Origin of the sequence: Kamptonema sp. UHCC 0994, assembly GCF_029167235.1 — a bacterium.
Classification (GTDB): domain Bacteria; phylum Cyanobacteriota; class Cyanobacteriia; order Cyanobacteriales; family Microcoleaceae; genus Kamptonema.
The window spans coordinates 1-21,031 of the sequence record NZ_JARFTR010000227.1; the positions used below are offsets into that span (position 1 = coordinate 1).

Below are 21,031 nucleotides of genomic sequence, written 5' to 3' on the forward strand. Positions count from 1 at the left end.
CCTCTGCTCCTCTGCCCCCCTGCCCCCCTGCTCCTCTGCTCCCCCGCTCCCCCTCTCCCCTCCTAAACGGAGCTTTTCTACAATCAGAGTGGTAGTAGCGCCTACTGGTTCTATATAGGTAGTTGTGGCTGGGATGTCTAGATGGATGTTGAGGTGATGGTCGTAGACGGTAATCTCTTGTAAGTGGGGCAAATCTAGCCACTCAGCAGCTTTTCCTAAGCGATCGCGAGCTGTAGTATCTACTATGGCAATAGAACGAATTAGTTTCGGATTGACCGAACGACGTTCAATTAAAGGATACTCATCTCGGTGGAGAGCTAAAAAATCTCGGACAGTGGGATGACACCCTCCAGTCAGGACAATTCTGCTGCCGGGATGCAGCACACAAAGCCCGACGGCGGCTCCAAGAGCGTCAAAATCTGCTGTAGTGTGGCACAAAATTAACTTCACGCTCAAAATCCAAAAACGCCAACTGAGAGAACCGAATTTCTGGTAGCTTACTACTGAGGGCTATATTTGCAAAGAGTTGAGCTAACACTTCCACAACTTCAAGGTGTGGGATTGTGACAGAGCAACTAATCAAAATTTAGCGCAAACCACCTAGAGTATTTCTACTTAAGGGACTCTTGTATCGATAAGGAGAAAAAATGTTGTTATCAATTTTGTTTCAACTTGTTTTAACGGCTTTGGTTGTGTTGTCCTTTGTGATGGTTGTTGGCGTACCCGTCGCCTATGCCTCTCCTCAAAACTGGAACCAATCTAAAAGTCTGCTGTACCTTGGTTCTGGCATCTGGATTGCCCTTGTGCTAGTTGTGGCGGCTTTGAACTTTTTGGTGGTTTGAGCCAAGGGAAGGAGGAGGGAAGAAGGAAGAAGGAAGAAGGAAGAGGGAAGAACAGAGAAGGAAGAGGGAAGAGAGAAGACTGTGGTGGGGTTTGGAGATATCTTCACACTTTGCCAGATGCTTCTCTCTCCCCTCTTCCCTACTTTCCCTACTTCCACACTAGACCAATTAATTAAGAACTACTGACATGGCCGTTTTTGAGGGGAATTTTACTCAGACAGAATCTTTTAAGTTTGCATTTGCGATCGGTCGCTTTAATGATTTGATTACTAGCAAGCTGTTAGAAGGCGCTCAAGATTGCTTGAAGCGTCACGGTGTCGATCCAGATCCTCACGGCACTCAGGTGGATTATGTTTGGGTTCCGGGAAGTTTTGAGGTGTCTATGGTGGCTCACCAAATGGCTCTCACTCGCCGCTACGATGCGGTAATCTGTCTGGGGGCTGTGATTCGAGGTCAAACTCCTCATTTTGACTTTGTGGCGGCTGAGGTGTCTAAGGGTATTGCTGCTGCTAGTTTTCAGACTGGGGTACCGGTAATTTTCGGTATTGTGACGGCGGATACGATGCAGCAAGCTCTAGAACGGGCAGGAATTAAAAGCAATAAGGGCTGGGATTATGCGATGGCGGCTTTGGAAATGGCGAGTTTGATGCGTCAAATTAAGGGTCAAGGTGGGAATTCCCACAGTCAACTTACTGCGGCTCCAACTACTGCTCAAACTTTGTCTGTTGCTGGAAACCGCGCAATTGCGCCGGAAATCTTGGAATAACGGCAAGACTGCTGGAGAATAGGGTGCGAGAAATGTGCCTTCACAAATCTCTGCACTACCCTCCCTCTCCTCTTGTCTACCACCGCCAAAATTGCCTGAAAAAATTTCTAAAATAGACTTGACAAACCAAGATAATTTTGAGAGTATAGTTCTTACCGCAGTTAATGCGGGTGTAGCTCAGTGGTAGAGCGTCACCTTGCCAAGGTGAATGTCGCGCGTTCGAATCGCGTCACCCGCTTAGAATGAGATAAGTAAGTTAGAGATCAAACTTACGATTTCTATTTAGAAGCTTTGCTCCTAAAACTTAACATTTGGTGAAGGTAGGAAAGCTCATGGTAGAATCATAAATAAGGTGATTTCCATCTGAGAGTCAAATTTTTTCGGGATTTATCCGAAAAAGTTGATCCTCAAGAATCCCTGGCAATGAGAGACTGGGGATTATCAAATTGGCGATCCATAAATTCGATATTTTAAGATCGTCTCTGCATAAACGCTTTTGATTTTACGATCGCTCGTGCCATCTCAGAAAGCTCAAAAGATAGATTTGAATGGTGACTACCCTTGCCCCTGCCGGCGGCGCGGTCGTCTAGTGCCGATTACGCTGACAGAAGCCTTTGGCTGCAATCGCTGTCAGCAAATTTTTGTATTGGATGAGAGCGGGTATGTAATTGAACAGCTCTCGACCAATTATCCTTATAAGCAAGCTTGGCGTTGGAGTGGAAATCATTGGAACAGAGCGCATCCGGGTTTGAAGGCGCACTATTTGCCGTTGGCTTTAGTGATGATTTTAGTACCCTTGGTGATTTGGCTGCCTTTGGCGCTGCGATCGCCTGGTACAAATATCATTCTCTGGGCGATGGTAGCGGTGCTGCTAGCGATGCTGCCAGCGCTTATGGTCTGGCTGGCTTACAGACGTTAGCGTGATGACAAGCGAAGATTCTACTTCTACACAAGCTTCGATCAATTCGGCTCGCCGCGCTTACCAAGCGTCTTTAGAATTGGCGGGGGTCAAGAGTACCGATCGCGCTGCGGCTTTGCAGGCGATGGCGCGGGAACTCAAAGCTCGGCAGAATGATATTTTAGAAGCGAATACTCTGGATTTAGAAGCCAGTCGGGAGATGGCAATTCCCGAATTGATTGTAGAGTGGCTGAAACTCACGCCAGAAAGGGTGCAAACAACGGTGCAGATTCTCCAACGCCTAGGAGAAATGCCCGATCCGATTGGCAAAGTGGTGAGTGCTTCTTACCAGGCGGATCAGTGTCAGGTGTACTGTCAACAAATCCCTCTGGGGGTAATAGCTTTGATTTACGAGGCTTTCCCGGAGTTGGGGGCGATCGCGGCGGGTTTATGCTTGAAAAGTGCTAATAGTTTAATCCTCAAAGGGGGAACTGAAGCTAGCCACTCCAATATGGTAATTGCCGAAGCTTTACAGTCAGCGATCGATGATATAGGTTTACCCGCAGGATGTCTGGAAATACTACCTGCCGATCGCGGTGCTTCAATTCGAGATTTAGTCACCCAAGACCAGTATATAAATTTAGTAATTCCCTACGGTCGCCCCAGTTTAGTACAGCAGGTGGTGCGACAATCCACTGCGCCAGCTTTGAGGTCAGCAATGGGTAATTGTTACCTCTATTGGTCGCCTACTGGTAGTTTGGAAATGGCGAGGTGGATGATTGTAGATAGCCATCAAAGCGAACCAGATCCAGTGAATGCGATCGAGAAAGTGTTGATTGACCCCAATCAAAAGCCTTCTTCTTTGGTGCGGCTGTGGAATAGCTTAAAGGAAAAAGGCTTTGAAATCAGGGGCGATGCAGATTTAGTGGCGGATTTTCCTGAGTTGAGACTTGCTGAGGTGGTGGAGTGGAACCAGCCTTATTTAAACAAAACAGTGGCGTTTAAAGTTGTCGATAATTTAGAAGCTGCGATCGCATGGATTAACCGCTATAGCAGTGGTCATGCGGATAGTATTGCGACAGAATCTTACCAGGAAGGCCGCGAATTTGCCTTAGACGTTAACAGTGCGTCTACTTTTATTAATGCCTCGCCTCGATTTTCACGCTATCAAAATCGGGGAGATGCTATCTTTTTGGGAATGTCTAATCAAAAGGGCTATCGGCGAGGATTGATTGGCCTCAAAACCTTGACAACGCTTAAAGATATTGTTCAGGGTAATGGGCAGTTTTAGAGTTAGTGATTCTCATCGCCAAAATCTGACAATAACTCATAGAATATCACCCATTTGTATGAAGACAACTTGCTATAAATACTGCAAAATTGTATCTTGAACCCAAAATAGACATTAGAGCTATTCTGCTCTGAGGCTCATAAATACTAATGCAACTCCACTCTAGTTCAGGTAGATGGCGTTTAGGTCTGACCTTATCGCTTTTAACTGCATCACTCTGGGGCGTTTTGCCCATTGCTTTAAAGGTAACGCTACAAGCCCTGGATGTTTATACCGTTACTTGGTTTCGCTTTTTAGTATCCTTTGGACTATTAGCCTTATATTTAGCAGCCAGACAGCAATTACCAGACTTGCAAAAATTGCGGGCGACAAATATGGGACTGATGGCAATCGCCATTGTATTTCTATCAGCTAACTACCTGCTTTTTTTAATAGGATTATCCCAAACTTCACCTGCTAACACCCAAGTTTTAATACAATTAGCTCCCGTACTGATGGGATTGGGAGCCTTAGCTATTTTTAAAGAACGTTACACTCTACATCAATGGATTGGTTTAGGGGTATTAACTCTAGGTTTTTCACTCTTCTTTCACGAGCAATTAACCAATCTAATTTCAGCGCAAACTCAATATCTGATCGGTAGCGGTATAGTCGTAATTGCAGCGGCGGTGTGGGCTGTTTATGCCCTAGCCCAAAAGCAACTCCTGCAAAAATTACCCTCTGCAAGTATTATGCTCATTCTCTACGGAGGCTGTGCTTTATTATTCACTCCCTTTGCTGCACCCCAATTACTACTTACACTTAGTCCTTTACATTGGGCAATGCTACTTTTTTGTGCATTAAATACTTTAATTGCTTACGGAGCTTTTGCAGAAGCAATGGATCACTGGGAAGCATCAAGAGTGAGTGCGGTGCTGGCTTTAACGCCTTTAGTTACGCTATTTTCAGTGTGGAATGTTTCTGTTATTTTCCCGAATTTAATTGCACCAGAACACCTCACAATTCTTGCAGTTGTGGGAGCGGTTTTAGTCGTCGGCGGATCGATGACAATTGCGATGGGAAAGTCGCGGTAAATCAATCAGTATTTTTTAGATATTTACAAAATGTCAACTTAACGCTATAATGTCTAACATTGGCATCAAATTTACCTTCGTTAATCCATGCAAAAAACGGAAATAAAAGCATCATTATTCAACAAAGTGCTTGTTATTATTATATCCTTGCTAGTAGTAACTGCGATTGCAGTCGCGGCAGCGCTAGCTATTCCCGGAGAAAATACAATGTTTGCTGGAAAAAGACCTACTAACCTCGGAATACAGTTAGGACAACTTGCACCTTGCCCAAATTCTCCCAACTGTGTCAGCAGTTTTAGTCAAGATAATGAGCATAAAATTGAACCTTTGGCATACACTTCTGCCTCTGAGGATGCAATTTCTAACCTTAAGAAAGCAATTCTATCCTTACCAAGAACTCAAATTATCACCGAAACCAATAATTATCTGTATGCAGAATTCGCTAGCGCTTTAATGGGATTTGTTGATGATGTTGAATTCTTACTAGATGCAGAGACAAAGGTAATCCATGTCCGTTCAGCTTCCCGTTTAGGAGAGTCTGATTTAGGAGTCAATCGGAAAAGGATAGAAACCCTTAGATCCAAACTAAATCAAATTTCAACCTAAATCAAGGTAAAATTTGTAATAGTAAAGTTAGCGAATTCTTTGAAAATGACCAGCACTATCTCCGAAATCAAAGTAAAAACTATCACCGGCGAAGACAAACAACTAGGTGAGTACGCTGGTAAGGTACTCTTAATAGTAAACCTTGCTTCTAAATGCGGCTACACGCCTCAATACGCTGGGTTAGAGCAATTAAACCAGAAGTATCAGGCGGCGGGACTGCGAATTCTAGGATTTCCATGCAATGACTACGGAGCACAAGAACCTGGTACTAACTCAGAAATTGTAGAATTTTGTAGTATTAATTACGGCGTAACTTTTGACTTATTTGACAAAGTGCACGCCAAAGGTTCTGAACAGCATCCTCTTTATGCTCAGCTTACCAAAGCTGTCGATCCAAAAGGGGATGTTTCATGGAATTTTGAGAAATTCTTAGTTAACAAGCAAGGAGAAGTAGTTGCTAGATTTCGCAGCAGCGTCACTCCTGACTCTCCCGAATTAATTGCGGCCATTGAGGGGGAATTAGCTAAATAGTTTTTGGGTTAACAGTTAACAGTTAACAGTTAACTGTTAACTGTTAACTGTTAACGATTAACTGTTAATTGTTAACTGTTTTCCTAGTTAGAGATAAATTAAATGGAAAATACTGCTTCGTTAGACCTAATAGTGGGTTTGCTGGCGTTCGCCATTCTGATAAGTGGACTTATTATGTTGTTCCAAGGTATTGCATCCTTCCCCAAAGAAAAATAGAAATTAGACACAAATCTACCCAACTTAAAATCTCAAACCTTAAACTAATAATGATGCAATCTACTCGAACTTCTCACCGGGTTATGCTAATTCCAGGGAATTTAAGGCGCGTACATCACATTGCTTTAAATGTGGGCGATATGAAAGCATCCCGCCATTTTTACGGAACAATTCTTGGTCTACATGAACTCACAGGTGAAGAGGTTCCGGCCACATTGCGAGAGTTAGTTGCTACAGGAAAAGTAGCCAACTTTATTACCTCCGATAATACTGTTATCGATCTATTTTGGGAACCGAATCTCAAACCACCCGATCCAAATCCACAGCAAGCTTTTACCCGTGCCAATCACTTAGCATTTGACATCGATCCCCAGTTATTTGACAGTGCAGTTGAAGTGCTATATCTGCATAAAGTTTGCATAGATAGCGGCCCAGTTATTCGTCCTACAGGACGCGGAATCTATTTCTACGATCCCGATGGATTTATGATAGAAATTAGGTGCGATCCAATCAATCCTTAATCATCCGGGGCAACTTTTATTCTATTCTCCTTCTCTATTCCCTTCTTTCCCTATCCCCTAGTCCCTTCTTCCTTACCAATTCACTCTTCATCCTTCCGAATAGGTTGCTTTGGCCAGGTAAAGCAAAATGTTGCTCCTTGACCTTCGCTAGATTCGAGTTTAATAGTTCCCCCTTGATTTTCCACAATTTTCTTCACTAACGATAAACCAATGCCTGTATTCTCAACTTTATCCCGTGCTTCCAAAGTTTGGAATATGACAAAAACTTTATCATGATATTGAGGAGCAATTCCAGGGCCGTTATCGGCTACAGCAAACTCGTAAAAATCTTCCTTATCATTAACAGATATTTTTACACAACCCGATTTACTGCTGTGATGCTTGACTGCATTACTAATCAAATTAGCAAAAACTTGCTGTAATAACACCCTTTCAGTTGTCAATGTTGGCATTCCTAGTTCGACTTCCACAGTGAAAGTTTTTGGCGGCGCGATAGAATCAATAATTTCTGCTAATAAACTTGCCACATTTACACTTTCCGAGGCTGTTTGGATGCGTCCAACGCGGGAATATTGTAATAGTGCATCGATCAAAGCTTCCATGCGGTGAACTCGACCCCGCAATAGGTTCATTTGATGTTGAGTATCCTCTGTCATCGCTTCGCTGAGGTCTTCTTCTATCCAACTACTAAGGTTGGCAATTGCTCTCAGTGGCGCTTTTAAATCGTGAGAAACAACATAAGCAAATTGATCTAATTCCTGATTTCGCTTTCTCAAAACTGTCGCTGTTTGACTTAACATTCTAGTTGTCTTTGCCAATTCTTGAGCGCGTTTTCGCAGAGCTTCTTGTGCTTCTTTACGCTCTCTAATATCTTCAACAACTCCCATTAAATATTCACTACCATCTTGCTCGCGCAGTAGGGAAACAGTTAAATTACCCCAGATTAATTCCCCATTTTTGCGGATAAAACGCTTCTCCATCGAGTAGATTTCAAATTCCCCAGCTAACAGTTGGCTTATATACTCCAGTTCAACTTTTAAGTCCTCTGGATGGCTAACATTATGAAACTTATTTCCTAGCAGTTCTTCCCGACTGTAACCTAAAATCTCGCAAAGTTTTTGATTGACCAAAAGTAATTTGCCTTCCAGATTTGTCTGGGCTATGCCAACAGCAGCTTGCTCGAAAGTTGCACGGAATCTTTGCTCGCTTTCAGCAATAGCTACTTCAGCCTTTTTACGGTCAGTGATATCCTCAAAACTACATAAAATTCCGATCGCACGATCTTCTCCATCTGTCAGAGGAACTTTGCTAACATCAACCAACATTGTAGAGCTATTTGGCAGTGCAGAAGTGAAAGTTTCAAGTAAGTGGTATTGGGGAATATTAGTTTCGAGAATGTCGCGGCTGATGGCGCGGTAGCGTTCAGCTTGTTCTTCGGGAATAGGCAAATCGTAATCGGTCAGTCCGATGATATCTGTGGGACTTTTTAAACCAAGAATACGGGCAAAGTTTTGATTGCAGCCTCGATAGATAAAATTTCTGTCTTTCCAGTAGATAAATTGCGGAATATTGTCCATCACTAACTGCAACATTTGCTTGGAATCTCGCAATGCAAATTCCGCCATTTTGCGATCGCTAATATCGTTATTTATTTGTAAGCTGGCTAAGGGAATACCATCTTCATCTCGCTGTAAAGTCCAGCGGCTTGCTACTGTTAATTTTGAACCATCTTGTTTGGTGTGTACGAGTTCACCTTCCCAAGATCCATCGCGTAGAAATGCAGCCTTAATTTTTGGTAGAGGTTCGGGGAATTCTGTTTGCAAAAGTGTGTGGATATTTTTCCCTATCGTTTCTGATTTCCGCCATCCGTAGAGCCTTCTCGCCCCCTGATTCCAATCAGCAATTTCGTCGTTTAGGTCAAGCACTGTAATCGAATCATTGGCTAAATCCAAAAGTTGGGATTGTTTACGGAGGGTTTTTTCTGATTGCTTACGCTCTGTAATATCGCGACAAATCCCAATAAATAGCCGCCCAGAAGCTAGCCGCATTTCGCTTACGGCTAACTCCATTGGGAAGGTTGCCCCATTTTTGTAGATTCCTTCGATTTCCTGCTGGCAAATATTGAGTTTAGCCGTAGAATTTGTTAAAAAGTTTTTGAGATAATTACCAGTGCTATCTTCACGGGCAGGCTTAGCTATTAGCTTTCTAAGATTCAGACCTAAGACTTCCCTTGCTTCCGAGCCAAAAATCCGCTCAGCAGCGAGATTGAACGACTCAATATTACCCTGCTCGTCCAAGGTGAGAATACCATCAGCAGCGTTATCTACCACAGCTTGAATGCGAGTTTTGCTCTCTTGCAAACTAGCTTCTCGGTTTGTTAATTCCCTATCTAAACGGTCAAATAAATACCAGGAAGCTCCGCCACCAAGCAAACCAACAAACAAAGCGCCTATTTGTACAAAATTAGTGAGATCGACCCAATGCCGTCTTTCGTCTTCTATAACAGCCTGCAATTCTTTCTGAATGACGACGAAATTATTAATTTGCTGCCGCAGGGTATCCATTTGCAATTTGCCTTTGAGCAGAATGTTGGTTAGTTGAGGCGACTGCTCTCTTTCTTTTCCTAAACTATCAAAATTTTTGAGCGTATTTTCCAAAAAAATTATTTCTTGCTGGGTACTTTTTTTAATTTCTTCAAATCGCTGCAACTGTGCCGGATTTTCTTGCACCATCACTTTGAGTTGTTTGAGTAACTGAGGCAAATTTGCTTTTGCCTTTAAATACGGCTCTATAAAATCGGGACGCTTGGTCAGGCCGTAACCTCGCATTCCAGTCTCAGCATCCACCACAGTTTTGAGCAAATGGTCAGTTTGTTTTAGTATCTGGTTGCCCTTGTCTATCTGGGATCTTGTGTTGATAGTGCGATCGCGCACCCAGGAAATTGCAATCACTGAGGCGAACAGACAGGTGACGGGAATGGCAAGAATTATTGTTCCCCGTTGGCGAGTCGGCCTGTCTAACCACAAAATTTTTAGGAAATGAGATATTGAAAACTTCATTAAATTTTAAGTTTGAGATTTTAACAACATCTGGAAGTATTCTATTCTGGCGGTATGTCTCTACTAATGTAACACCGCCTTCTAGGCAGTTAGGATACCGCCTAGAAGGCGGCGTTACAGAAAGTCCTAATCAATCTACTTTTGCCTTGAGATGAACAGTAAAAGTAGAACCCACCCCAAACTCACTTTCAACTGTGATATCACCCCCCATCATCTGGCAGAAGCGGCGGCTAATTGCTAATCCCAGTCCGGTACCACCATACTTGCGCGTAGTCGAGGCATCTCCTTGAGTGAAAACCTCAAACAAACGCTGCTGTTGTTCAACTGACATACCAATACCCGTATCAGCTACGCACAAATAAACCCAATCACTATTACTACCCCTTTCGCGAGTTGCACTTAGCCGCACCGTTCCATTTTCAGTAAACTTAAGGGCATTAGAGAGCAAGTTAAAAAGAATTTGCCGCACCTTAGTCAAATCAGTGAAGACCACTCCTAGATCGCTACAGCAAGAAACTTCCAATTGATTAGAGTTTTTGTGAGCGAGGGGATGCAAAGTTGCCACTACATCGCCCACCAAGTCCGCGAGGTCAAAACTCTCTAGGTAAAGTTCCATTTTACCCGCTTCAATTTTAGATAAGTCAAGAATATCGTTAATCAAAGTCAGTAAATGTTTGCCAGCACTGCGAATTTTTTGAATATCAGGGAGCAAATCTTCGATCCCTTCATCAGAGGCTAATTCTTCTAACATTTCGCTGTAACCAATAATGGCATTTAAGGGAGTTCGCAACTCGTGGCTCATATTAGCCAAGAAAGTGCTTTTTGCTCTGGAAGCTGCTTCAGCTTTGTGTAGTGCTTCTTGCAAAGCTACTTCCGCTCTTTTGCGCTCAGCAATCTCGAAGCGGAGTAACTTATTTGCACTCTTGAGCTGAACTGTGCGGTTCTCGACAGTGATTTCTAGTTCCTGTTTCGCCTTAGAGAGAGCTTGTTGCGCCCTTTGCCGCTCAAAGCCTTCTATTGCTAAGGCTACCAAATTCGCTAGGGAATCAGCAAAAGTCCGCTCCTCCAAGGCCCACTGACGGGAAGGGCCGATATGTTCGTGGGAAAGTATGCCCACGATCTGGCCGCCCAGCCGAATTGGTACATTTAGGGTTGATGAGTTCGTGTTCCCGTCTGTAGACCCAGTAGAGAACATTTCTGCTTCTTTTGGGTGCAGCTCCTTTAACGAATTTTGAGCTATAAGTGGCTCAGAGAGAGCCAATCCGAAATGCTGTTCAGCATTTTCCAAGGGCGTATCTAAAAAGCCAACTCTCAAATCGCCGGTCAAGATTTCCAAGCGGTTCCAGTGGCGATCGCAGCTACGTTCGTATAAATCGAGGCAAACTAATTTCAGGTTAGCCTTTTTCGACTTCAGAAAATAAGACTGTTCGTCTAGATTTTTTGCCAGAAAACCTGTACCGGCTTCCGTTTGACTATCTGCGCTTATACCCAATCCCAAATCTATTTGAGACTCCGCCGAACGAATGGCAAATCTAAAATCGTTGTATAGCCACAGACTGACTTTCTCTACTTCTAGGGTATGGGCGGCCGTTTCCGTGATTTCGCGAATTGCAGCATTGAGATCCCCAGAGTTAAGAGTCCTTTCTCTACCGAGTTCCAATAGTGCCAGACTCTGACGGCGCAGCCGTCTTTCGCTGTTGAGCAGGACTTGTTCGCCGGCTTTGCGCTTGGTGAGATCGTAGAGGGCAAACAGCGCCGCTGGTTGGTCGCAGAAGGTCAGGGGTTGGACGGATACCATTACCCAGAACGGTGTACCATCTACTTTTTTGGCTTGCATTTCCCAGTTTTGAACGTACCCATCTCTGGAAAGTGCCTCAAGTACCCTCTCGCGATCGCTTCGATCCCAATAAAAATCTGGAGTGTAGCGATCGATCAGCTCCTCAAGAGATATACCTAACAGAGCAGAGAATTGAGCATTGGCATAGAGTATCATCCCGTCGGACACGCGAGCGATCAGCACTGGTACAGGAGTTGCTTGGGCGATCGCTCGAAACCGCTCTTCGCTCTCCCGCAGCACCGATTCCGCAAACCCTTGCAATTGAGCTTCAACTCGATCGGAGTGTTCAGTCGTAGTCTCCAGCAAGATTTCCAGGTCAGCTCTTTCACTCTTGAGCTCAGTCACTTCCGAGCGCAAGCGTAAAACCTCCAAAATTAGCTGTTCCTTTGATAATTCTTGTTCCTGCATGGGTTTTGGGTAATTGCTAACAGGCGGTTTGTCCTTAAACGTTAATTCTTGTTTGCCACTCATTACTAAGTATGGCCGATCCCCAATATTCCTTTACATCATTTTTCCTTACCTATTCCAGTTCCAATTCCAAGGAAGGCATTAGTCGCTGCAAGTTCTTCAGCGATTTTCCCTGCCAGAGTATCTCCTGAGATCCCCGCACCGCGATCTGAATATTCTTTTGCTGGCGCACCTTGATCACAAACTTGGACAGAATATTGATTCCAGAACTATTTAAAAATTCTAGCTGTCGTAAATCTAAAGTAATCTTTTTTGGTTGTGCCTCGGCCACATCATTGAGCAACTGCACGATGGGCGCGTACTCTTCCATTTTACTCAGCCGGAACGAACCCTGGCAGGTAATTGTCTCAGTAGCGCTGTCGTACCAGATGCAGTAATCTTTACTCTTAATCTCCATATTGAGTGCTAGTTATCAGAGGTGAGTTGCGATCTTATGGGTAATTTAGTCCGGCAGAGGGACTTTTGAGGTGCGGCTCTATCTCCACTTACTGCTGTCTGCTTTTTCCCGTGCGGGGTCTTCACCTTACGCACCGGATGGCCTAGAGAGGCAAAAGCAACGAGAAGTAGCTGGGAAATAAAGCCATAGAAGTTTGCATACTTTACCTTTTTCTGTTGTTCGTACTCAAATACTAAGTAGGTGGACATATTATATTGCGTGTCATTGCGAAGAACGAAGCAATCCCAAGGCGTGGCAATTGCTTCGTTCCTTGCAATGACATGATGGCGTTTATTTATGTCCGACTATTTATCAGTGTAGAACATAACTGAGCCTATAAATCTAAAAATCAAGATTTTTTTGCTATTGACAATAGCAACAAAATTTAATTATAGTAATATTAGGTTTCAGACAGTCCTCAAAAGAGAAGTGTAATTAGTTTAATTCACCCTCACCTCTCTATCTTCTGTCTGTGCAAAATGCAGTCTAGCCGTCATCTAGGAGTGTCTAATGGCAATTTCAGAAATCACTGAGAAACTTTTGTCTGCTAAAAAAGCCAAAGGGATCACCTTTGCTGAGTTGGAAAAAATTGTCGGGCGCGATGAGGTTTGGATTGCGGCAGTATTTTACCGCCAAGCTACTGCTTCTGAAGATGAAGCTCAGAAAATTGTATCAGTTTTAGGGTTAGATAGTAGTCTCGCTCAAAGCTTAACAGAATCCTCATTAAAAGGTTCTTTAGATCCCGTTATTCCTGTCGATCCTCTGATTTATCGCTTCTATGAAATTATGCAAGTCTATGGAATGCCTCTGAAAGCCATAATTCACGAAAAATTCGGCGATGGTATTATGAGTGCAATTGATTTTACCCTTGACGTTGAAAAAGAAGAAGATCCAAAAGGGGATCGCGTTAAGGTAATCATGTCTGGTAAATTCTTGGCTTATAAGAAGTGGTAATGGCTAATGGCTAATGGCTAATGGCTAATCGCTAATGGCTAATGGCTAATGGCTAATTGGTAATTGGTAATTGGTAATTGGTAATGGCTAATGGCTAATGGCTAATGGCTAATGGCTAAGTAGTTGGACAAAAATAAATAATGTCATTGCGAGCCCAGCGAAGCAATCCCAAACCCCTGCGTTGGCGTAGCCTGCCCGTTAGGGCTTAGCGATACCCCACCCTACAGGTTATGTAAAATCAACCAATCATTTCTAATAATTGAGCTTCTGACAGTTGAATAATTCCCAACTCTTGAGCTTTTTCTAACTTAGAACCCGCATCTTCGCCTACAACTAAATAATTAGTTTTAGCACTAACAGAATTTGTAACTTTCCCCCCAGCTTTTTGAATCAACTCTTTCGCTTCATCTCGCTTCAGCGTTGGTAAAGTTCCCGTAATCACAAAAACTTTACCTGCCAACAACAAATTTTTACCTTCTACCTTGTTGCCAGTTTCTTCCGACTTTAGTTGTAACCCCGCAACTTTCAGACGTTCAATTAAATTCTGATTTGCAGGTACTTGAAACCACTGACATACAGACTGGGCAATTTCCGGGCCAATACCATAAACTCCCTCAATAGTCGCCGCCGAAGCCGCCCCTAACTGTTCAACAGTTGCAAATCTTTCTGTTAACAATACAGCATTAACGCTGCCAACATGGCGAATACCTAAACCGTATAATATCCTCGACCAAGGTTGAGTCTTAGAATCAGCAATTGCACCAACTAATTTATCTGCTAACTTCTTGCCCATTCTTTCTAAACTCATCAATCTTTCTACATTCAAATCATATAAATCTGCCACAGAATTCACTAAACTACTATCAACTAACTGCTGCACTAATTTTTCACCAATGCCATTAATATCTAGTGCATCTCGACTACAAAAATGAATCAGCGAACCCCTTAAAATAGCTGGACAAGATGTATTAATACAGCGAGTAACCGCCTCACCCTTTTCTCTAACAACCGGTTGGCCACATTCTGGGCAACAACTAGGCATTTGAAAGGATTGAGCACCTTCCGGGCGAAGTTCAGGTAAAACCCGCACCACTTCCGGGATAATTTCACCAGCTTTGCGAACAATTACTGTATCGCCAATGTGGATATTTAGAGATAAAATGCGATCGCTATTGTGTAGCGTCGCCCTTGAAACAGTTGTACCCGCTAACTGCACCGGTTTCAACTCTGCAACTGGCGTTAGCGCCCCGGTTCTCCCCACCGAAACCGCGATAGACTCAACTAAAGTAGGGGCTTCCTCAGCAGGATACTTAAGGGCGACAGCCCAGCGGGGGAATTTCTGAGTAAAACCCAGTTGTTTTTGCAATAATAAATCATTAATTTTAACAACGACTCCATCTGTCATATAAGGCAAGTTTCGCCGTTCAACATCCCAATATTGGTAATATTCTCGAACCTCATCTAAAGCAAGACAAAGTTTACGATTGGGATTGACTTTAAACCCCATTTGTTGCAATAATTCCAAAGATTTACACTGAGTGTCTGCGACATCAATATCTTCTTTTCCTGGTATTTGTAGCGTATAAGCAAAGAAATCCAAGCGTCGTTTAGCGACAATTTTTGAATCTAATTGCCGCAATGTACCTGCGGCGGCATTGCGAGGATTAGCAAATAGGGACTCGCCATCTTTTTCCCGTTCCTGATTGATTTCTTCAAACACCGCCAAGGATAAAAAAGCCTCTCCTCGAACTTCGACCAATGGTGGACAATCTTCTAATTGTAGTTGCAATGGTATCGAGCGAATTGTCTTGACATTTTGGGTAATTTCTTCGCCAGTAACACCATCTCCGCGTGTTGCACCCCTGACTAAAATACCATTTTCATAAGTTAGGGCCAAAGCAGAACCATCTATTTTCAACTCGCAAACATACTTGGGTACTGGGGATAATTGTTGATTTGATTCCAGAGATTTATCAGTGTCTAATTCCTCCTCAGCAGTCCCGATTACCCTCAGCCAACGTTCTTGCCATTTAGACAATTCATCAATATTGAAAGCATTTTCTAAACTGTAGAGAGGGATATTATGTCTAACGCTGGAAAAGTGGGTTGCTGGTTTTTCCCCAACTCGCTGAGTGGGACTTTCAAGGCTAATTAATTCGGGATGTTGGGTTTCTAGTTCTTGTAGTTCGCGATAGAGGCGATCGTACACCTCATCTGGCATAATTGGCGTATCCAGAATGTAGTAAGCATAGCCAGCTTCCTGTAACTGTTTCCTCAATTGTTGGACTCGTTGCTGAATTTCTGTTTTCATATTAAAAAGCCAATATTCTATTTTTGTAACGCCGCCCTCTGGGCGGTAAAGAAACCGCCCAGAGGGGGGCGTTACGTAGGATTTGAATAATAAATAAGGAGTCAGAAACCAGGATAAAATATTTCAGCCTAATTTTGACTCCTTTCCTTGCCTTAGTCAAATCATGACTAATTCATCACAAATTCAGGTTTGAGAAGTCACTAAACTTACGAGTTTCAGTTGCGACACTGGCAAAACCCTCACCATTTTCGCTGTCGCCATTCAAACTGCCATTAGTTTCCGGCTTAAAGAGTTCTTCAACAGCCGCACGTTTCAAAGCTAGAGGTTCTGCGTGTTCTACCTGAAATACATTCGCGTAGAGATTGGCGATAATTTGCTTTCCTCCTTGAGTCAATTCTAAATAACTCAAAGCGGCAGGGATGTAAGGAAAAACACCGTTCCAGTAAAACTTGGCATAATTCCGCCGCAAATCTCCGGGGGATTTATAGCCTAATATCTTATTAGTGCCGACTTCTTCAAACTCGTAGAAAAGAGCGCTAATTTTTCGCAAATAATTGGGATCGCTGAGTTGGCCAATTAAGTCAGCAGCGCGTGCAAGTCCCGAATAATTATGCCGATCCTGATGAGTTTCACCAGCAGGTACAGGGAAGCGAGTTAGCTCAATATTGCGTTTAATTTGTTCAGCATCAATTAGTTTGTGACCGCCAAAACGCTCATCGATGACCAATTTACCTCTGTCAACATGATAAGGTGTGAGACTGGCAGAAGTTGCACCAATTGGTATCGAAACCATCCCCCCGTCAATGCCAGTGGCGTAAAGTCCAACAACTTCTTGGTCTTGGCGGCAAACACCTTTGACATAACCGATGTCGTGAGACAACAGAGAAATGATATAGTGTAGCCAGTCTTCAGGGGACACACCCCCTTCGCGGATGTGTTTGCCCCGGAGGATGTCCTGTCCTACTAGGGCAACTAACATACTGTGTTCGACATTGTGATAGAGAGCATCGCAGTTAGCGATATTTTCCAGAGCCATGTTCCCCGCCCAGGCAATTATATCGGGGTAGTCCGGCTTATATTTACCGTAGGTACGGCGGTATCCGGCCTGTAGCTCTTGTACGAAAGCGTCAATTAGGATCGCAGTTGCATTAAACATTGTGATTTCTCTCACTCAAGCTTTAAGGGCGAAAATCAATCAGGAAGTTTTAGGTAGTTGCATAAATAATAATTGGCGATCGCGTATAAGTTGACATAAATCGGGTTGAGAAGTATTTGCGAACTACGGATGCACCAGAGAATATTGTTAGACGTATCTACTAACCATAACCTAAATTCCACAGAAACTCATTCGGGTCTGTACTATTAAATGATGGTGAGAGAACTGCTAGGTGTCTGAGTTATGAACCGTCTGTTACGAAGTCTGCCTGAAGGAGCAAAACGCGCGGTGCGGCCGATCGCCCTGAGATACTTGGGCTTGTGCAGCATTGCTGTTCTAGCTGCTGTCCCGGCCTTGGGGGCGCAACGAGTTTACGTGACCTATGGCCCCCTGGAAATTTCAGTACCCATAGAGTCTTTAGAACTCTTTGTCCAGACAGGCGTAGTTGATAACACTTGGGATGGCTTCACTCAGTACGCTAGCCAGCAGCAGCTAGCTCAGTTACGACAAGCTCTGCAAGCAAAGGCTGAAGTCAGTCCCGTGACTATTTCTCAGTTCCTTTACACGCCCCAGGGAGAAGTGCTACTGGAACGTTTGGGACGAGTTATCCAGACAAAGGGACGGCAACCCGGTTTTTACGCAATTCGGGCGGCGTTAATTCTAGCAGCGGCAGATTCAGAAGGTTTGACACCGATCAATGTGCTCAAGAAATTTCCCACTTATGGGATTCGGATCGATATTGCACGGGGGTTAGAACTGGTTAATCAGCTAACGGCCTTGGTAAATAGGTCAAACCGAGCGATCGCAGGAGTAATTCAGTTGGCAAATACTCAAGCTGCATCGGAACCAGCAATTAACCTCTCTGAACTCCAAAACCCAGATCGGCGAGGCTATCTTAACTGGGAAAAAGTCTCTCTGACAATGATGAGCAAAAACCGTCAGGGGCGTAATTTTCCCTTCGATCTGTACTTGCCCACAGGAGGGTCATTACCGGCACCATTAATTGTAATTTCTCACGGTTTAGGCTCAGACCGCTACTCCTTTGCCTATTTAGCCGAACATCTGGCCTCTTACGGATTTGCTGTTGCTGTCCCGGAACATCCCGGTAGCAGTTCTCAACAGTTGCAGAACTTGGTGGTAGGTAGAGCAAATGAGGTAGCCCAAGCAACAGAATTTGTCGATCGCCCTCTGGATATTAAGGAGATCCTGGATTTTCTAGATACCCTTTCTGCATCTGACCCCAAATATCAAGGGAAAATGGACTTGCAGCGGGTGGGGGTAATCGGTCAGTCTTTCGGCGGCTATACAGCTTTGGCTTTAGTAGCGGGGGGAGGGATTAATTTTGAGCAACTAGACAAAGACTGCCAGAAAGAGTTCGATACTTGGAATATTTCGCTGCTGCTTCAATGTCGGGCTCAGACGCTGCGTCGTCGGGATTATAATTTGAGCGACAGCCGGATCAAAGCCGCGATCGCCATTAATCCAATTGTCAGCAGCATTCTAGGGGAATCAAACCTCAGCCAAATTCAAGTCCCTGTAATGATTTTAGCTGGCACTGCCGATACAGTTGCACCAGCCGTGCTCGAACAGATTCAACCCTTTACCTGGCTAACAAATCCTGAGAAATATCTCGTACTACTCAACAACGGCACACACTTCTCAACTATCGACGACTCCCCTGAGAGTGTTTTTCGGGTTCCTGCTAATGCCATTGGGCCCGAACCGGCCTTAGCTCGCCGCTATCTGAACGGATTGAGCCTCGCTTTTATGGAAACCTATCTGGCTAACGATCCAACTTTCCGCCGTTATCTTCAACCGTCTTACGTCAAAGCAATCAGTAAAGATACGTTGGGCTTGAGTATTTTGCGATCGCTTAGTACCGAACAGCTTCAAAAGTTGCTCAGCGGTACAAGCAGCCCAACTCTCCCTGCATCTCCACCTCAGTCTGCACCGGCGAAGCCTTGAGAGATGGAGCGAGTGCTCCGTAGTCAGTTAAAATACTTAAAGATATAGCAACCTTCTTGGCAGTTAAGACGTTCTGAGTTCCTGAAACTTGCTGATGCTATTCCCTTCTTCCTCTTCTTTCCCTAGCCCCTAGCCCCTAGCCCCTAGCCCCTAACCGCCTTGGCGGTTGCTATACTTACGATCGCAGACTTTAAGGTAGAACTATGCCAGGAGCAGTGCCATCTCAGCCAATCAGACCAACACCAACACCAACACCAACTCCTAGCGGTAGTGGTTCCGGTGGTAATAGCGGTACACTTCCGGGGGGCGGTAGCATAATTCGCGGTACTAGCGGCCCTGACTCTCTTCAGGGTAGCGGTAGTGGCGATCAGATATTTGGTTTGGCAAGTTTTGACACTCTCTACGGCTCAGGCGGCGATGATACTCTTTCCGGGGATGCGGGGGATGACTCGGTGCTAGGGGAGGGGGGTAATGACATCCTATTTGGGGGTAGCGATCGCGACTCTCTATTCGGTAGTGATGGTGACGATACTATCTTTGGCGGTAAAGGCAATGACTCGGCGAGTGGAGGAGTTGGCAAAAATCAGCTCTTTGGTAATACGGGCAACGATACCCTCATTGGAGGCGCTGATGATGATAGCTTATTTGGGGGAACAGATGATGACTCGCTCTTTGGAGCTGCTGGCAATGACTATCTCTCAGGCGATCGCGGTAGAGATACTTTAACAGGCGGTGACGGGAACGATACCTTTGTCATCAGTCGGCTGACTGGTGGTTTAACTGAAGCCGATGGTGATGTGATTACGGATTTTATTGATGGTCAGGATAAAATTGCCTTAAGTGCAGGTCTTACCTTTAGCAATCTAACTATTACTCAGGGTACAGGAGGAACGGCTCCAAGTACGATTATTCAGCTTATAAATGGCGATGACGTTCAATTTTTAGCTGTATTGCCAGGAATTGCACGTAATTCAATTACTTCTTCTGATTTCACTATTTTGTAATGACATTTGAAGGTTTTCTTAATCTTAATAAACCTATAGGCCCGACTTCTCACGACTGCGTAGCGCGAGTGCGGCGTGTCTTAAAGCTCAAGCGCGTTGGACACGGGGGAACCCTTGACCCCGCAGTAGGAGGAGTTTTACCAATTGCTCTAGGTAAGGCAACTAGGCTGTTGCAGTTTCTTAGACATGATAAAGCTTACCAAGGGACGATTCGGTTTGGCTTGACTACGGCTACGGACGACTTGGAGGGCGAGATTTTGAGTTCTCGGCCGGTGCCGGATTTGACTCTAGAACAGGTAAAAGCTGCGTTACCCAGTTTCCAGGGCAAAATTCAGCAGATACCGCCTAATTACAGTGCAATTCATGTCGATGGAAAACGCCTGTACGACTTAGCCCGCAAGGGTGAAACTGTGGTAGTACCTTCCCGTGCTGTAGAGGTATTTCGGCTGGAGATTTTGGACTGGCGGCCGGGGGATTTTCCCGAATTGGATGTGGCGATCGCCTGTGGTGCTGGAACTTATATTAGAGCGATCGCTCGTGACTTGGGTGCAGTTTTGAATGTGGGCGGAACTTTAGCGGCTTTGACTCGCACTGAAAGTAGCGGTTTTCATCTAGCAAGCAGCCTCACTTTTGAGGAATTGGAAATACAGTTACAGCAAGGGACTTTCCGCCCCATAACGCCCTCAGCAGCGTTGGCACATTTAGATGCGATCGCCCTTGATGCTAAAGATGCCACACGCTGGTGTCAAGGTCAGCGCCTTGCTTTTCCGCAAGAGGGGGAGCAGGGGAGCGGGGGAGCGGGGGAGCTCTTGAGCGAGGGAGCTCTTGAGCGAGGGAGCGGGGGAGCGGGGGAGCTCTTGAGCGAGGGAGCGGAGAAGATGGAAGACGGAAATCTTTCCTCTGCTCCTCTTCCCCTCTCCTCCCCATCCTCCCATCCAGTGCTGGTTTACGATCGAGGGGGTCAATTTCTAGGCATTGGTCAGCGAGTTTACTCAGAGACAGGTAGCATTTTGGCTCCTCAGATTGTTTTTTAGCCTCAAACCAGAGAAGAAGGGGCTAGGGGCTAGGGACTAGGGACTAGGGAAAGAGAGGGGGAG

General features: G+C 44.6%; 20 protein-coding genes, 1 tRNA gene and 1 pseudogene. 15 read left to right on the forward strand and 7 right to left on the reverse strand.

The genetic code is table 11. The features are described from left to right. Positions 1 to 450: pseudogene (locus tag PY364_RS20535) on the reverse strand (poly(A) polymerase); the annotation flags it as partial. A 197-nt stretch (positions 451 to 647) separates the two neighbouring features. Here PY364_RS20535 and psbZ point away from each other — a divergent pair. The 10 genes from psbZ (at position 648) to PY364_RS20585 (ending at position 6,744) form a co-directional block, all read left to right on the forward strand. Next, a complete protein-coding gene (gene psbZ / locus PY364_RS20540; protein WP_275525796.1) occupies positions 648 to 842 on the forward strand; it encodes a photosystem II reaction center protein PsbZ in 195 nt (64 codons plus the stop codon). A gap of 187 nt (positions 843 to 1,029) precedes the next feature. After that, entirely contained in the window at positions 1,030 to 1,608 is a 579-nt protein-coding gene (ribH, locus tag PY364_RS20545; RefSeq protein WP_275525798.1) for a 6,7-dimethyl-8-ribityllumazine synthase, read from the forward strand. A 34-nt stretch (positions 1,609 to 1,642) separates the two neighbouring features. Then, on the forward strand, positions 1,643 to 1,795 hold the full coding sequence (locus PY364_RS20550) for a hypothetical protein (RefSeq protein ID WP_275525800.1): 153 nt from the start codon (positions 1,643 to 1,645) through the stop codon (positions 1,793 to 1,795). Beyond that, positions 1,775 to 1,846, forward strand: a tRNA-Gly gene (locus tag PY364_RS20555). Before PY364_RS20550 ends, PY364_RS20555 begins: the two co-directional genes overlap by 21 nt. 276 nt (positions 1,847 to 2,122) lie before the next feature. Beyond that, positions 2,123 to 2,527: a hypothetical protein gene (locus tag PY364_RS20560; RefSeq protein WP_275525828.1), complete on the forward strand. Its 405-nt coding sequence runs from the start codon at positions 2,123 to 2,125 to the stop codon at positions 2,525 to 2,527. Positions 2,528 to 2,531: 4 nt separating this feature from the next. After that, the gene (locus PY364_RS20565; RefSeq protein ID WP_275525802.1) at positions 2,532 to 3,797 is read left to right on the forward strand and encodes a glutamate-5-semialdehyde dehydrogenase; all 1,266 of its coding nucleotides are present in this window, start codon (positions 2,532 to 2,534) and stop codon (positions 3,795 to 3,797) included. A gap of 149 nt (positions 3,798 to 3,946) precedes the next feature. Beyond that, complete coding sequence (locus PY364_RS20570; RefSeq protein ID WP_275525803.1) at positions 3,947 to 4,870, forward strand: DMT family transporter; 924 nt, start codon at positions 3,947 to 3,949, stop codon at positions 4,868 to 4,870. 87 nt (positions 4,871 to 4,957) lie between these two features. Next, complete coding sequence (locus PY364_RS20575; RefSeq protein WP_275525805.1) at positions 4,958 to 5,476, forward strand: DUF1499 domain-containing protein; 519 nt, start codon at positions 4,958 to 4,960, stop codon at positions 5,474 to 5,476. Between the two features lie 45 nt (positions 5,477 to 5,521). After that, positions 5,522 to 6,007, forward strand: coding sequence for a glutathione peroxidase (locus PY364_RS20580; protein ID WP_275525807.1), 486 nt, complete (start codon positions 5,522 to 5,524; stop codon positions 6,005 to 6,007). Positions 6,008 to 6,276: 269 nt separating this feature from the next. Next, positions 6,277 to 6,744 (forward strand): VOC family protein, encoded by a 468-nt coding sequence (locus PY364_RS20585; protein WP_275525830.1) that lies wholly within the window; start codon positions 6,277 to 6,279, stop codon positions 6,742 to 6,744. Between the two features lie 80 nt (positions 6,745 to 6,824). Here the strand turns inward: PY364_RS20585 and PY364_RS20590 are convergent, their stop codons facing one another. Continuing rightward, on the reverse strand, positions 6,825 to 9,803 hold the full coding sequence (locus PY364_RS20590; protein WP_275525809.1) for a PAS domain S-box protein: 2,979 nt from the start codon (positions 9,801 to 9,803) through the stop codon (positions 6,825 to 6,827). On the opposite strand from PY364_RS20590, the gene PY364_RS20595 reads away from it, so the two are divergent. Then, positions 9,791 to 9,958, forward strand: a complete 168-nt coding sequence (locus tag PY364_RS20595; protein ID WP_275525811.1) for a hypothetical protein — start codon at positions 9,791 to 9,793, stop codon at positions 9,956 to 9,958. The two genes, PY364_RS20590 and PY364_RS20595, sit on opposite strands and share 13 nt — an antisense overlap. Here the strand turns inward: PY364_RS20595 and PY364_RS20600 are convergent. The 3 genes from PY364_RS20600 to PY364_RS20610 all read right to left on the reverse strand — a co-directional run bounded on the left by PY364_RS20600 (position 9,934) and on the right by PY364_RS20610 (position 12,753). Then, a complete protein-coding gene (locus PY364_RS20600) occupies positions 9,934 to 12,048 on the reverse strand; it encodes an ATP-binding protein (RefSeq protein ID WP_275525813.1) in 2,115 nt (704 codons plus the stop codon). The genes PY364_RS20595 and PY364_RS20600 overlap by 25 nt on opposite strands. A 112-nt stretch (positions 12,049 to 12,160) precedes the next feature. Beyond that, positions 12,161 to 12,505: an STAS domain-containing protein gene (locus PY364_RS20605; RefSeq protein ID WP_275525815.1), complete on the reverse strand. Its 345-nt coding sequence runs from the start codon at positions 12,503 to 12,505 to the stop codon at positions 12,161 to 12,163. 8 nt (positions 12,506 to 12,513) lie between these two features. Continuing rightward, positions 12,514 to 12,753, reverse strand: coding sequence for a hypothetical protein (locus tag PY364_RS20610; protein ID WP_275525817.1), 240 nt, complete (start codon positions 12,751 to 12,753; stop codon positions 12,514 to 12,516). Positions 12,754 to 13,054: 301 nt separating this feature from the next. On the opposite strand from PY364_RS20610, the gene cynS reads away from it, so the two are divergent. After that, the gene (gene cynS, locus PY364_RS20615; protein ID WP_275525818.1) at positions 13,055 to 13,498 is read left to right on the forward strand and encodes a cyanase; all 444 of its coding nucleotides are present in this window, start codon (positions 13,055 to 13,057) and stop codon (positions 13,496 to 13,498) included. Positions 13,499 to 13,736: 238 nt separating this feature from the next. On the opposite strand, the gene ligA is transcribed toward cynS, so the two are convergent. Together ligA and PY364_RS20625 are read right to left on the reverse strand one after the other, a co-directional pair. Further along, on the reverse strand, positions 13,737 to 15,809 hold the full coding sequence (ligA, locus tag PY364_RS20620) for an NAD-dependent DNA ligase LigA (protein ID WP_275525819.1): 2,073 nt from the start codon (positions 15,807 to 15,809) through the stop codon (positions 13,737 to 13,739). A 175-nt stretch (positions 15,810 to 15,984) separates the two neighbouring features. Beyond that, entirely contained in the window at positions 15,985 to 16,965 is a 981-nt protein-coding gene (locus PY364_RS20625) for an Npun_R2479 family HD domain-containing metalloprotein (RefSeq protein WP_275525821.1), read from the reverse strand. Positions 16,966 to 17,208: 243 nt separating this feature from the next. Here PY364_RS20625 and PY364_RS20630 point away from each other — a divergent pair, with 243 nt between their 5' ends. The 3 genes from PY364_RS20630 (at position 17,209) to truB (ending at position 20,968) form a co-directional block, all read left to right on the forward strand. Beyond that, positions 17,209 to 18,930 carry an alpha/beta hydrolase gene (locus tag PY364_RS20630; protein ID WP_275525822.1) on the forward strand — a complete coding sequence of 574 codons (1,722 nt, stop codon included), beginning with the start codon at positions 17,209 to 17,211 and terminating at the stop codon, positions 18,928 to 18,930. 203 nt (positions 18,931 to 19,133) lie between these two features. Beyond that, on the forward strand, positions 19,134 to 19,934 hold the full coding sequence (locus tag PY364_RS20635) for a calcium-binding protein (protein WP_275525824.1): 801 nt from the start codon (positions 19,134 to 19,136) through the stop codon (positions 19,932 to 19,934). Beyond that, positions 19,934 to 20,968, forward strand: coding sequence for a tRNA pseudouridine(55) synthase TruB (truB, locus tag PY364_RS20640; RefSeq protein ID WP_275525826.1), 1,035 nt, complete (start codon positions 19,934 to 19,936; stop codon positions 20,966 to 20,968). The genes PY364_RS20635 and truB overlap by 1 nt, the downstream gene beginning before the upstream one ends. Positions 20,969 to 21,031: the final 63 nt, after the last annotated feature.

Excerpts from the sequence above, each read along its gene's own strand:
- psbZ (WP_275525796.1), top strand. The coding sequence starts at position 648 with ATGTTGTTATCAATTTTGTTTCAACTTGTTTTAACGGCTTTGGTTGTG.
- ribH (WP_275525798.1), top strand. The coding sequence starts at position 1,030 with ATGGCCGTTTTTGAGGGGAATTTTACTCAGACAGAATCTTTTAAGTTT.
- PY364_RS20565 (WP_275525802.1), top strand. The coding sequence starts at position 2,532 with ATGACAAGCGAAGATTCTACTTCTACACAAGCTTCGATCAATTCGGCT.
- PY364_RS20570 (WP_275525803.1), top strand. The coding sequence starts at position 3,947 with ATGCAACTCCACTCTAGTTCAGGTAGATGGCGTTTAGGTCTGACCTTA.
- PY364_RS20575 (WP_275525805.1), top strand. The coding sequence starts at position 4,958 with ATGCAAAAAACGGAAATAAAAGCATCATTATTCAACAAAGTGCTTGTT.
- PY364_RS20580 (WP_275525807.1), top strand. The coding sequence starts at position 5,522 with ATGACCAGCACTATCTCCGAAATCAAAGTAAAAACTATCACCGGCGAA.
- PY364_RS20585 (WP_275525830.1), top strand. The coding sequence starts at position 6,277 with ATGCAATCTACTCGAACTTCTCACCGGGTTATGCTAATTCCAGGGAAT.
- PY364_RS20590 (WP_275525809.1), bottom strand. The coding sequence starts at position 9,803 with ATGAAGTTTTCAATATCTCATTTCCTAAAAATTTTGTGGTTAGACAGG.
- PY364_RS20600 (WP_275525813.1), bottom strand. The coding sequence starts at position 12,048 with ATGCAGGAACAAGAATTATCAAAGGAACAGCTAATTTTGGAGGTTTTA.
- PY364_RS20605 (WP_275525815.1), bottom strand. The coding sequence starts at position 12,505 with ATGGAGATTAAGAGTAAAGATTACTGCATCTGGTACGACAGCGCTACT.
- PY364_RS20610 (WP_275525817.1), bottom strand. The coding sequence starts at position 12,753 with ATGTCCACCTACTTAGTATTTGAGTACGAACAACAGAAAAAGGTAAAG.
- cynS (WP_275525818.1), top strand. The coding sequence starts at position 13,055 with ATGGCAATTTCAGAAATCACTGAGAAACTTTTGTCTGCTAAAAAAGCC.
- ligA (WP_275525819.1), bottom strand. The coding sequence starts at position 15,809 with ATGAAAACAGAAATTCAGCAACGAGTCCAACAATTGAGGAAACAGTTA.
- PY364_RS20625 (WP_275525821.1), bottom strand. The coding sequence starts at position 16,965 with ATGTTTAATGCAACTGCGATCCTAATTGACGCTTTCGTACAAGAGCTA.
- PY364_RS20630 (WP_275525822.1), top strand. The coding sequence starts at position 17,209 with ATGAACCGTCTGTTACGAAGTCTGCCTGAAGGAGCAAAACGCGCGGTG.
- PY364_RS20635 (WP_275525824.1), top strand. The coding sequence starts at position 19,134 with ATGCCAGGAGCAGTGCCATCTCAGCCAATCAGACCAACACCAACACCA.
- truB (WP_275525826.1), top strand. The coding sequence starts at position 19,934 with ATGACATTTGAAGGTTTTCTTAATCTTAATAAACCTATAGGCCCGACT.